Genomic DNA, 12403 nt, shown 5'->3' with positions numbered 1-12403 from the left:
CATTGAACAATCTTATTTTATTTTCTTCGGTTTGAATGATGAAGCAACACCTGGTGGTCCACCGAACGGCTTAGCCATCGGCCCGACCGCTTCCATATCGATGACGATCATCGTCATCTCATCTGACTCTGTTGCCTTCTCTAGCGCTTTGTCAAATGCATCGGTGGAACCTACTCTTGAAGACTCTATCCCCATCGAATGTGCCAACTGTACGAAATCAGGACTGACCAAATCGACACCGATTTGCCGGCCATATGCTGCGTCTTGAATATTTCGAAGTACTCCGTAACCGCTGTCATCAAAGACAAGGATGATCATCGGAAGATTCTCTTGGACAGCTGTCGCAAGCTCACCAATATTGACCATGAAGCCTCCATCCCCCGCTAATACAACGATCCGTTTGTCAGGGTTCGCTTTTTGAGCACCAATTCCTGTCGGTAAAGCTTGGCCGATTCCACCGCCTGAAGCATGAATCGAATGGCGCGGTTTATAAATTTCGAACAGTCGGCTTCCCCAAACGTTTGCTGGAATGGTAACGTCTCTTACAAAAATCGTATCTTCATTCAGTCTGTTTCTCATACTGTCCAAAATATTTTCATAAGGTCCTAATGTTTCACGAAGTGTGGCCCTGAGTGTCTCGCGCAATTGTTGAACTTCTTCGCTATATTCACCGCTCGGCTTCATGTAATCGCTTCCTTCGATTTGGGAAGCAAGACTTTCCACGACTATTTTTATATCTCCGACCAATCCATACTTCGCATCATAATTTCGGCTGACAGCCAAATAATCGGCATCGATTGTAATATGGTTTTCCGGCACTTCCACTGACCAGCCAGAAGTTTCATTACTCCGGAATCGAACACCGACGCTAATGAGTAAGTCCGCATTTGCCATAAACTGTTTCGTTTCTGGGTATGCGCCGAAATGTCCGATGCACTGCGGATGATCTTCCGGGATAATCCCTTTTGCGGATTGACTCGTAATGACAGGTGCACCGGTCATTTCCGCCAACCGTTTGATTTGTTCGGAGGCACCCGACAAAATCGCTCCGTTTCCGACCCATAAAACCGGACGTTTTGCTTCTTTAATCGTCTTCACGACAGCTTCAGGAACATTGAACTCCCCTTGTGCTGACTGACCGAAAGCCGCTTCATCATAAATCAGTGTATCCGGAATGATGGCTGATTGATAATCAATCGGAATTTCAACACTTATTGGCCCTGATGGTGCTTGGAATGCTTCCTTGATCGCTTTGCGGATAAATCCTGTCGCCTGCTCCGGCACTTTTAATTGGAACGCTTTTTTACAAGCCCCCTCCATCATTTGGAGCTGATTTTTACACTCGTGGATATAACCTCTACCCGTCCCAATCTGCTCAGAAGAAACTTCACCGGTTATATGTAATAGTGGGACGCCGGCACTCCATGCTTCCACTAATGAACCTGCCGCATTTCCCGCTCCTGTGCCTGTGCTCGTAATCGCCACACCTAGCTTTCCGGTTGATCTTGCATGCCCATCAGCCATGTTCACTGCACCACTTTCTCCGCGGGCACAAACTAAGTCGATACTTCCTTCACGTAAAATTGCATCGTAAATTGGCATATTATGAATACTCACAATACCGTAAGCGGTTTCAACCCCTGCCTTGACTAATTCTTTTACGATTGCATCCGCTACCGTAAATTGCTCTTGTGTACTCCCCATCCCAAGTCCCCCTTGTCCTATAAGACTTTACTTAACCCACCCGATACTTCTATATTTGCACCTGTAACATAGCTGGCCCGTTCCGAGGCTAAGAATAGTACGACATTTCCGACTTCTCCAGGCATACCTACTCTGCCTAGCGGAATTTTCCGGCTTTCCGCTAATTCTTGATAGTAAACTTCCGGATTCTCATCAGGTGCCCGTTCCAATCTTCTTCGTTCCCATTGATCGGTTTTGATGACTCCTAGACTAATTGTATTGACTAGTATATTATCCTTTGCCAACTCTCGGGATAAATTTTTCGTCAGGTTCAGCAGGCCTGCACGGGTTGCAGCTGTTGCGACCATATGCGGTTCCGGCTCTTTCGAAAGTGTCGCATTCATATTAATGATTCTTCCTGCTCCCTGTGCTTTCATGAACGGGACGACCGCTTGGATTGCATAAATAATCGCAAAATATTTCAAGTTGATTTGTTCCTGCCATTGTTCGTCGGTAAGGTCGAAGAAGTGGGACATAATACTCCGGCCTGCATTATTAACTAGCACATCGATTCTGTCAAAATGTTCGCCCGTCGCCTTGATGAATGCTTCTACGTCTTCACGCTTGGATACATCGCATGTCATGCCAAATATATTCTTACGGGTCGAATCATCCGTCAACTTTTCGACTGCTTGATCTAAGCGATCTTGGCTGCGTCCGCAAATGGCGACTTTCGCCCCCTCTTCCAACAGTAATCTCGTTGTTTCAAACCCGATGCCTGCCGTGCCGCCCATGACGACGACGACTTTATCTTTTAAATGTAAATCCATCTTTCCAAGCCACCCCTTTTTTCCTTTACTTCGTATTCACTAAAGCCCAACCGGGATCTGGCTCTCCCGCCATCTTCGCTCTCGTCTCCGGTGTAGGTGGTCCTGCGATTCCCCATCTATCCGATAAATGCGGCACACGCTTCCATACTTGTGCACGCCACGTCTTTTTATCTTCAATCACATCTACATAGCATGTGTACTCCATGACAAATCCGCCTGGATCTTGGAAATAACAGAAAATGTTATTACCTGGTCCGTGTCTTCCCGGTCCCCAGATTTCTTTGTATCCTTTTTTCCGGACGTGGCTGATGCCGCGCATCACTTCATCCACACCTTCCACTTCATAGGCGATGTGGTTGACCGATGCATGTTCCGCCCGGTTGAATGAAATTTCATGGTGATTTTTACTACAACGCAGGAACACCATCTGATCCTCGCTCCAGTCAGAAACCATGAAACCAAGCACTTCGGTAAAGAAATCCGTGGACCGTTGAATATCAGTCGTATTCAAGACAACATGGTTTAAGTAAAGCGGGTTTGAATCAACTTTTCTTTGCCACGGTTCTGTATGGATGTCCACCCATGTGGAAAGTTCAAAGCAACGGTTTTCATAGTCTACGAAACGAAGACCATAACCGCCGCCTACTTCATCCAGATAGCCCGGCTGTTGGATGATCTCAATACCTTTTTCTTCCAATAAGACCGCAGCTTTGTCTACTGCTATCTTGTCCACCATCCCAAATGCGATATGATGAAGTCCCCTTCTCTCCCCTCGTAGCAAATGGAGAATATGATGTTCAGGGCTTGAACCACGGAAATAGACATTGTTGTCATCTTGAGAGACGACGTCCAATCCCCATACATCCCTGTAAAATTCAATTTGTTCTTCCAAGTTAGGCGTAATTAAGCTTATGTGACGTAAGTGTGTTATTTCAAGCATTGAGTTTCCCCACCTCTCTCATCTTCTTAACTAGATTCATAAATTTTTACTCTAGTGATTTTTACAACCCAGCATTGTTTTACATAAAAAACAATGTTTCTATTACTAGCCTTTAGATTATCTTACTCTTGCATCTTTGTCAACCGAATTTTCAGATTTGTCTATAATTAAATCGAACGCAAAAACACAGTCATAATTTGCGGAAGGACACAAGTGATTTCTATACTTTGTCATCAAAATACATATGAAGGCAATCTATAAGGATAAAGCGTACTATCGTTGCATCCTGTAATTTACTAGCTTGGACTAGCTTGGACTGTCTTCAGCCAAATCCATCGTCCTCTTTTACTGAGTTGAAAAACATAGTACTTGGGGTATCTAGACTTTTTAGGATTTATATTAAATAGTCAGTACCATAAATGAGGATATTTCTTTAGCTGTTTGACAAACGGCGGGGATAATCTTTTCTTTCATCAGCTTTTCATTGGCCATATGTTGGGTAGTCGCTATGTTTATGGCAGCAACTACTTTATTGTCTTTCCCGAAGACCGGGCAAGCGATAGACCAAACCCCAGTTTCAAACTCTCCTTTATGAAAGACGTAACCTTTCTCTTTAATGGATTGTAACTCATTACGCAATTCTTGAATGTCGATTTTCGGTGCTTCCGGATTCTGCGATGCTCTAAGCTCCGACAACAACTCCTCCTTCTTCTCTTCAGGTAAATGTGCCATGAGACATTTCCCCATCGCCGTAGCATGTACAGGCAGATGTGATCCGATATTAATTGTTATCGTAGCAACACTTCTCGCCGGATACCTAGCGATATAAACGATTTCGTTCCCGTCCAAGATTCCCATATGGGAAGACATGCCTGTTTCGTCTCTTAACCTCTCCAAATAAGGTGCTGCCAGTTCAGGTAGTTGAAGACTGTTCAAATAAGTGAAACCTAGTTCAAGCACTTTCGGCCTAAGTCCATAGCGCTTCGTATGGCTATCCTGATAAATATATCCGCACTCTTCCAGTGTATATAGAATGCGATAAGGTGTTGTTCGGCTGACACCTAAATTACTCGCTATTTCCGCCAAAGAATAAGTCTGATTTTCTACACTGAACATCTTTAAAACTTCTAATCCCCGTATAATGGAATTTGAAAGATATTTTTCGTTATCACTTTTTTTCTTTTCGGCTTTCTTTTTTGCGGTCACCACTATCTATTCCTCCTCATTTAAAAAGCCTAGTACATATTTATTGAACACTTCCGGTTTTTCCAAGTAACTGAGATGACCTGCATCCGCTATTGTCTTCAAACACCCGTCTTGAAGCTTTTCAACGATGATTTCCGACTCACTGACAGGCGTCACCCGGTCCTCTTCTCCGCATATGACAAGTGTAGGGACCGGAATTTTGGAATACTCGTCCATTTGATTCAAGTTATACAAACTGTTGGCAACTGATTTATATCCTGCCGGTCGGACTTCAGCCATAATTTTTTGCGCATATTCCAATATTCCAGGATCAACATTTGCGGCGAGCAGTGCCGGCGTTCTTTGTCTTGCCAATTCTTCCGGTGGAGTATTTTCCACTAGATCATGCCTTGCTTTTCTTTTCTTTATATTTTCTTCTACATTGAGCCCAGCTGCTCCCCGGGTTGGTGCAGCGATTATCAATTTTTCAACCATCTTGGGAAATCTTATCGCAAAATCAATCGCAATCGCGGAGCCCATCGAATGCCCTAACAAACAGACTTTCTCTAATGCAAGGCCATCAAGAAACTTCTTTAAATAATCCGCGAACTGAGAAAAATGTTGTAGTTCCGGGACAGGATCCAAGCTTTGACCGTAACCTGGGGCATCCCAAGCAATGACCGTATACTCTTTCTTTAGCCCTTTCAATTGATGAATCCATGACTTCGAGTTATTTCCTAAGCCATGCAATAAGACAAGCGGGGGTCCACTTCCTTCACTTAAATAATGAATAGACAAATCTTCCAACCCCATTTTCAACATATAACCCCTCCTCAAGCATTTTTATCATTTCTTCCATGTTTTAGAGGCGAAACAAAGTTCCCACACTTAATATCGATTGTACGTACTTATTCTTCGCAAAGTCAAGCAACTTCTAAATGTTATGCCTGACTATTCCCAATATACAAGGACTTCCAATTGCATTCCAAGACAATCAAAAAAGGAAATAAGAGCGATTACTTATTTCCCTCAGTTAAGGCGTTTAATTTGCATGCGTGTATCTGTTTCAAGTCACTTCAACTAAACTTTATCCAAAGATTGCCGTACTATGTTTCGGTTGTAAACGCACTTTCGGGTCAATGTACTGTTTTGCATTGCTTACTGCGACCGGTGCCTCACCGAATCCGGTAGCAATCAATTTTACTTTCCCTTCATACGTGGCGATGTCCCCGACAGCATAAATGCCAGAAATATTCGTTTCCATTTTATTGTTAACGACTATGGAATTTTTCTCGATCTCCAATCCCCAATCTTTAATCGGACCGAGTGCGGAAACGAATCCATAGTTGACGATAAAGTCATCGACATTTAGCACTTCCCGATTTTCAGTTTTAGGCTCTTCGATGACGATTTCTTTGATACCATTTCCATCCCCAATCAGTTCAGACGGTACATAAGGAGTTTTGATTGCCACACTGGATTTTTTCAAATTTTCCACACTATGTTCATGTGCACGGAATTTATCGCGGCGATGGATGATGGAAACTTTTTTCGCAATGGGTTCGAGCATCAATGCCCAATCGACCGCTGAGTCTCCTCCGCCACATACTGCCACTTCTTTATCCGCAAACCTATTCAAGTCGTCAATGAAATAATGAAGGTTTTTCCCTTCGAATTGCTCCGCACCTTCAATCCCTAACCGACGGGGTTCAAATGCTCCGTTCCCTGCCGTAATAATAATCGTTTTTGAAAAATGAATTTCTTGATTTGTTTGGAGTTTGAAAATACCGTCTTCCTGCTTATCCACTGTTTGCACAGCTTGCTCTAAACAGATTGTCGTCGGGAACACATTCACTTGTTCCTTTAAATTATCAATCAATTCTTGTGCACGAACTTTCGGTAAGCCGGCAATATCGTAAATATACTTTTCCGGATAGAGTGCAGACAACTGGCCACCTAACTGAGGTAAGCTTTCTATAATCTTAACACTGGCCTCCCGCATTCCTCCATAGAATGCAGTAAACAAACCAGCAGGACCTCCACCGATTATTGTGATGTCGTATACTTTCTCATCTATTTTCAATTTCAAATCCCTCACTTTTCTCCTGTTCATGCCAATGCACCTCTCCCGTTGAGTAAAATAGGAAACTATGTAATCTACTACGCCAAGGCGTAATTGCATCCAGATTAATTTCATGAGTGAACCTAAACGTCGCATCTTTGTGACAACGGTTAACGAACTGCGTCGTGTTAGTCGAAGTTCAAGCTAAAAAAGTGACCTTGCAACCTTTGCCAACAATACGTAAATAAGGCTGCCTCTCCTTATTTCTTCCAGCGGGAATTAAACGCATTAAAAACGAATAACTTCTGCCTAGATGTGGATGACACAAGTCAATCTACGACACAATTGCTTTGTCGCTTGGAATGACTTGTGATCCGAACATCTGGCATCTGAGTTTGGATGACCCGCTGAACAGGATAATTAATCCAGTTCACATCTTGCATATAGAGGTAAAAGTCTTCTACAGCCGACGTTTCCCCTGTAGCACAAAAAGATTTGCTGAATGAGAATTATTTACCCACAGAAACATTAGCGGTCTGCTTGCGCAACAATTGCATCCCTTTCTTTTGCACGCTCAATGCGTATCTTTTCAAGTTCGCTACCTTCTGGATAAGTCGGTAGTTGTGGCTTTGCCGCACCTAGCATAACAAGCATCATCGCATCTTCTTCTCCATCGTTGCGGATTCCACGTTGAATGCCCGGTGGTACGCTGACACAGTCACGCTTATTCATTTTTATCTCATACTCTTTTCCTTCATGCTCTAAAAGGACTGTCATTTCACCTTCCAAAATGAAGAACACTTCTTCAACGTCTGAATGTAAGTGCAATGGACCAACTGAACCCGCCGGTAAAACCATTGTACTTAATGTAAAGTTGTTTGCTTCAATTACATTTGAATCTTTGTTTGCAGTTGCACCACGGCCAATATAGCGCATTTGTGCACGGCGATATCTTGGATCTACTTCTTCTTGGAACTTTAGAACGTTCCAATCCAACTTTCTGTCTTCCAATCTCGCAATATATTTCTTTTCAAAATCTTCTACTGTCGTGAACTCCATGTTCTCTTCCTCCCTATTTTTTAGACCTCTTGACGAAAACGCAGCTCCGAAGAAGTCCGGTGTTTTATATAGAAAACACTGTTTCTATATGTAGTTGTATCATACTTCTAAACGAATTCATTGTCAACACAAAGTTTCAAATTTTCTAATAAATAATTCGCAGATTGACGAGAAGTTATGAAAGGATTAGACGGCCATGGAGCAAGTATGCCCAGATAGATATAAATCGAGTAGGGGGGCGCGATTAACTCCCGACCTCTCACACCACCGTACGTACCATTCGTTATACAGCGGTTCAATTAAGATAGCTGACGCTAAGTTTCGTAACGTGATAACAGACTTTTAAGCCTTAGGGAAATCCAGTAGGAGTTTCCTAGGGTTCTGAGTAGTATTGAGCTTTTGGAAATTCTCCAGTATCCCTTACGCGAGTTCCGGGCCGAATGGTCAATGCAGTATCCTTTTCGTGAATATTAGGAATGGCAAGCTGTAAATTTTGCGCACCACTTTTGGGTTCCTACATTCATGCTAGACGGCTTAGATGTGAGGCAGTATGGCTAATTGCTAGTCTTTTCAATGTTGAAACTACCTTTGCAAACGATAGATTAGAAAAATGGTTACAGAATAGGGCAGCGTGTTATTTGGCTGATTTTTATACAGTCTATTCGTGTTGTTAAAATGGATCAAAAAACCATGTCAGTCTTTAAAATGTTATTTGAAGAAACACCAGAAAATGATTGTATGAATGTGTATAATTTAGTGTAACGGTTCCGTTTCCAATCGTTTTCTAACGTATACTAAAAAATAAAAAAGCTCTACAAACACTGATATCACAACGTTTGTAGAACTTTTTAAACTTCTTAACCTCTTCAAAAAAGTCTTAAATACGTCCCAGAAGGACGTTGATAACGGTATTAAAAAGCCTTCCTATCAAGCTTTTTAAGAATCCTTATGTGAAATGTGTGAAAAAAAATTTATAACCCAACTTTCGCATAGAGTGAGGCAAATAAGCCTTGATATAACTGGGCAGAACAACCATCCATTGCTCCAGTTGACTGTGCATCATTCTCTTAAATAATCGGCTTTCCTTTTTATGACATCTTGAACAAGCTCGATACACACTTCATCGCATCCGTGCATCATTCCAAATGTCAAAAAATCAAACTATCTTGTTTATTTTCAATTTCAATATCCACCAAAATTCTATGGCTTTCTAATAATGTGCAAAAACAAACACATCCCCAATGACCGCGCTAGATTCCTCCAACGTTGGTGCAGAAAATGGTGCAATGCCTTGTCGAATCACCGGCCCTAATTTGGTACTACTAGAAAAGTTCTAATCATATTCTTAAAAAATAAAACAATTTAAGAAGGGGTGTAAAGTTAGTTGATAAAAGTTAAGGTTAGGTTACAACCCATTGTAAGTCAGATAAATTTGCCCACTGTATTGAAAACAACTATCCTTCCAGGTGACTCCATTGAAAGATTATTTATTGCAACGCAGGTAGGAGAAATCTTTTACATAGGAAACGGAGCTGTAAATACTTTTTTAGATATTCGCTCGCGTATCATAAACTAGGAGTTTCTAGTGGAGGATATGATGAACGAGGATTGCTTGGTCTAGCATTTCATCCTAACTTTTATTATAACGGCCTTTTTTATCTTCATTATTCAGTAGTTGGAACACAAGGTCCAGGTGCTCTTCCCGACTCTTTTAAGCCAAATCCGTGTGATTCCAGCACTTTAAACCTAAGGTGGATAAATAGAGAAACTCAATATATTCATATTGATACAGTTGAAGAGTGGAGTTTACAAACTAATGGTCAACCTCAAAGACGACGAACATTACTTAATCTACGAAGACCATTTGCCAATCATAATGGTGTCAATAGCTTAAATTTTTCACCTGAATCGGGAAAACTTGTTTTAACAATCGGAAATGGTGGATTAGGCTATGATCCATTTAATTTGAGTCAGGACGATATGGAAATCGCCGGTAAAATAATTGAGATTGATGTAGGTAAGAATACATTTATCAATAATCCGCCCGTAGTGACACGTTTTAATGAACTACCCGCACCTATTCAAGAAACGCTTACGGTAATTGCCAAAGGGGTTCATAATATACCAGGCATTTCATTTCAAAGGTTTTATAATCAATTTATCAAATATACCGGACAAGTCGGACAGGATTTGGCAGAGTTGTTGTCTATTTTTTCATTCGTTCATTATAAACCAATACCAGTGACTCAGCTTGTTCAAGCTTCTTTAATGAAAACTAAAACTGACCTATAAGGACTGATTAACTTTGGTTGATGAGAGTGGGAAGGCGATTTTCCTATTTCGATTATAAGAGGCTGCCTAGCAAATCCAACGTTAGAGGAGAAAACAGTTGCGTATTACAAAGAGGCAGTAGCAACTTCATCCGGGCATCTTCAGCCTTTAACTAGTTATTTTAATAAAGATTCCCGACCAGATAAGTTTGGAGGAACTGCACTTACAGGAGTCCAGCCATATACGGGGAATGATATCCCCGATTTAACGGGAAGCGTTGTGTTTACCGAACTTGTCCGGGATGAAGAATCTCAACCTCCCGGAAGAGGGAGGTTAGTTTGTACCAGGGTAAGAGCAGATGGTAAACCAAATAATTCTAGTGTTATTGAAACCGATTATAATTTTGAAACTCAATCAGCATATTACTTCACACGCTTAGAAGAGAGAGTTTTCTCTCGGTGAATTAATTAAAAAGACACCTAAATAATATTAGATGTCATTCCGATCGATATTAGGTAAGCTTGGAAGTGGCATTTCCACTAAGAATAAAGAATGTTTATTTTTGGTGTAGTTTCACTCTACTGATAAAACAGTAAGCAACCATTCATACTTCTCCGTTTTAATGTCCATGAACAGATACAAACTGCGTAATAAAATTGTTCACCGCTACAGCCGCCTTTGTAGGAAGCTGATGTTTTACGTCTCCTATAAGTATGCACTCGTTGACAGGGAGCTTTTCCTGCAATAAATAGGCATAGCGATGAAAAGCTTTATCCTTTTCCCCATACAGCAACAAAACCGGTAACTTAATTTGCTCTAAACGGTCTGTACAATTATAGGACAAACTATATCGATAATATTGTTCAACATTTTGTGTTTTTCCTCTTTTGGCATGGATATACAAGTCTTTAAACAATCGTCTCGTATTGGCGTTCGTAAAGGATACAGATAACGCAAGCGCTTTTAGGGCCTTCCATTCTGTTAATTTTACACCTAGAGTAATTTTAGTTTTTAATAATGGATCCATTACTTCAGACATGGCCCCTGTAAGAATGCCGCCTAAAGAACGCTTGGGGTATGTTAACAAAAAGTCAAGAGCAATTGATCCTCCTGTTGAATAGCCACATATGAAAGCTTTATCTATTTTTAAATGGTCCAATAGTTGCTTGATATCATGTGAAATTAATGGATAAGTCAATGCCTTTTCTGAGTAGGAGCTGTTTCCATGGCCGCGAACATCAAAGACAATCACTTTGAAGCGTTGTGATAATTCATTCACTTGGTAAATAAAATTCATACTCGTGAGTAAGGGTGGATGAATAAACACGATGGGTATTCCTTTACCTTGAACGTGATAATACACGTCTACCCCATCTATATTTATAACTGGCAAGCATGACACCTCCATTATCAAGCTTTATTTCTGAAGTTTTTCTAGTTCCAAATTCTCCTGACTTCATAGTCATCCTTTTTCACTTTCACTTCGTAGACATCCGGGTGCGAAAAGCCTGCCCATTCTTTGAGCCCCTGCATGCCATCAAGATGCAACAATAAAAGCCCCATCGTATTACGATGCGTGGCTAGCACGGTACCGTCGGTTGCTGCTTCAAGCACTTCCATTGCTCTTTTCGTTACTTCACGACTTGACTCTCCTTCTGCCATTTTCAACTCCTTGTCCCTAATGGAATCTTCGAGACGTTCTATCCAGTCATTTAAGTTTTTGGAAATCAGCCTGTGCTCAGAAAGCCTACTGTCAATCTCCACCTGCAGTCCTAGGCGATCAGCAGCTGGCAGAATGGATTGTTTTGCTCTCATGTAAGGACTGGAAATGATATGCTTGATATTCCGCTTCTCAAAAAAGTGCATCAGCTCTATCGCTTGTACTTCTCCCTTTTCAGTTAGTTCTGCTTCAAGCTCTTGTCCTTCAGCTTGACAATGCCTGACCAGATATACAGTTTTGACCATTTGATTCGCTCCTAGCTTCCTTGTTATACGAAAAACCCTTTGGTTTAAAGCATTTACTTTTGAAGTTCCTCTTAGACATTTTTGAAATCTATAAGCCATATAGGGATCCTACCGTACTCTCTCCATCATCAATTAAATCTATACCTTTCACTTTAGTCGCCTATCATATGCTATAGTAAGCAAGCCCAATTTTACGAAACAACATCCAAAAACCATGATGTTTTCCCTGTTTATTCCCACCCTCTTCCAGAAAAAACCATGGAAGGGTTTACAATTATGGAATAATTGTTTATAATGTGATTTGGATACATAAGATAATTACTTTTTCATTAAGGATTCAGCCATAACGTTTGGGAATAAATCCGCTAGTCAAAGTAAGACAAAAAAAGCCGAATTCCCTTACTCGAA

The 12403-nt window shown here is 41.2% G+C and carries 9 protein-coding genes and 1 pseudogene; 1 reads left to right on the top strand and 9 read right to left on the bottom strand.

The genetic code is table 11. The annotated features are described in order from the left end of the window. Window positions 1-12: 12 nt before the first annotated feature. The 7 genes from AB1H92_RS04485 to AB1H92_RS04455 all read right to left on the bottom strand — a co-directional run bounded on the left by AB1H92_RS04485 (window position 13) and on the right by AB1H92_RS04455 (window position 7759). On the bottom strand, window positions 13-1704 hold the full coding sequence (locus tag AB1H92_RS04485; RefSeq protein ID WP_115362064.1) for a thiamine pyrophosphate-binding protein: 1692 nt from the start codon (window positions 1702-1704) through the stop codon (window positions 13-15). A gap of 17 nt (window positions 1705-1721) precedes the next feature. Continuing rightward, window positions 1722-2513, bottom strand: a complete 792-nt coding sequence (locus tag AB1H92_RS04480; protein ID WP_115362066.1) for an SDR family oxidoreductase — start codon at window positions 2511-2513, stop codon at window positions 1722-1724. 25 nt (window positions 2514-2538) lie between these two features. Continuing rightward, window positions 2539-3453, bottom strand: coding sequence for a VOC family protein (locus AB1H92_RS04475; RefSeq protein WP_115362068.1), 915 nt, complete (start codon window positions 3451-3453; stop codon window positions 2539-2541). Window positions 3454-3852: 399 nt separating this feature from the next. After that, window positions 3853-4662, bottom strand: coding sequence for an IclR family transcriptional regulator (locus AB1H92_RS04470; protein ID WP_243835703.1), 810 nt, complete (start codon window positions 4660-4662; stop codon window positions 3853-3855). Window positions 4663-4665: 3 nt separating this feature from the next. Beyond that, window positions 4666-5460 (bottom strand): alpha/beta fold hydrolase, encoded by a 795-nt coding sequence (locus AB1H92_RS04465; RefSeq protein WP_115362071.1) that lies wholly within the window; start codon window positions 5458-5460, stop codon window positions 4666-4668. A 265-nt stretch (window positions 5461-5725) separates the two neighbouring features. Next, window positions 5726-6721, bottom strand: a complete 996-nt coding sequence (locus tag AB1H92_RS04460; protein ID WP_115364119.1) for an NAD(P)/FAD-dependent oxidoreductase — start codon at window positions 6719-6721, stop codon at window positions 5726-5728. A gap of 507 nt (window positions 6722-7228) precedes the next feature. Further along, a complete protein-coding gene (locus AB1H92_RS04455; protein ID WP_115362073.1) occupies window positions 7229-7759 on the bottom strand; it encodes a cupin domain-containing protein in 531 nt (176 codons plus the stop codon). 1384 nt (window positions 7760-9143) lie between these two features. Between AB1H92_RS04455 and AB1H92_RS04450 the strand changes: the two are divergent. Then, window positions 9144-10456: pseudogene (locus AB1H92_RS04450) on the top strand (PQQ-dependent sugar dehydrogenase); the annotation flags it as partial. A 193-nt stretch (window positions 10457-10649) separates the two neighbouring features. On the opposite strand, the gene AB1H92_RS04445 reads toward AB1H92_RS04450, so the two are convergent. After that, window positions 10650-11423, bottom strand: coding sequence for an alpha/beta fold hydrolase (locus AB1H92_RS04445; RefSeq protein ID WP_115362075.1), 774 nt, complete (start codon window positions 11421-11423; stop codon window positions 10650-10652). A gap of 41 nt (window positions 11424-11464) precedes the next feature. Further along, a complete protein-coding gene (locus tag AB1H92_RS04440; RefSeq protein WP_115362077.1) occupies window positions 11465-11995 on the bottom strand; it encodes a histidine phosphatase family protein in 531 nt (176 codons plus the stop codon). Window positions 11996-12403: the final 408 nt, after the last annotated feature.

It is taken from the genome of Sporosarcina pasteurii (genome assembly GCF_041295575.1).
Taxonomy (GTDB): domain Bacteria; phylum Bacillota; class Bacilli; order Bacillales_A; family Planococcaceae; genus Sporosarcina; species Sporosarcina pasteurii.
Note: the sequence above shows the minus strand (reverse complement) of the source record. Positions and strands in the feature narration are given on the sequence as shown.

Bases quoted from the DNA above. Each gene is read 5' to 3' on its own strand.
- AB1H92_RS04485 (WP_115362064.1), bottom strand. From the start codon at position 1,704: ATGGGGAGTACACAAGAGCAATTTACGGTAGCGGATGCAATCGTAAAA.
- AB1H92_RS04480 (WP_115362066.1), bottom strand. From the start codon at position 2,513: ATGGATTTACATTTAAAAGATAAAGTCGTCGTCGTCATGGGCGGCACG.
- AB1H92_RS04475 (WP_115362068.1), bottom strand. From the start codon at position 3,453: ATGCTTGAAATAACACACTTACGTCACATAAGCTTAATTACGCCTAAC.
- AB1H92_RS04465 (WP_115362071.1), bottom strand. From the start codon at position 5,460: ATGTTGAAAATGGGGTTGGAAGATTTGTCTATTCATTATTTAAGTGAA.
- AB1H92_RS04455 (WP_115362073.1), bottom strand. From the start codon at position 7,759: ATGGAGTTCACGACAGTAGAAGATTTTGAAAAGAAATATATTGCGAGA.
- AB1H92_RS04440 (WP_115362077.1), bottom strand. From the start codon at position 11,995: ATGGTCAAAACTGTATATCTGGTCAGGCATTGTCAAGCTGAAGGACAA.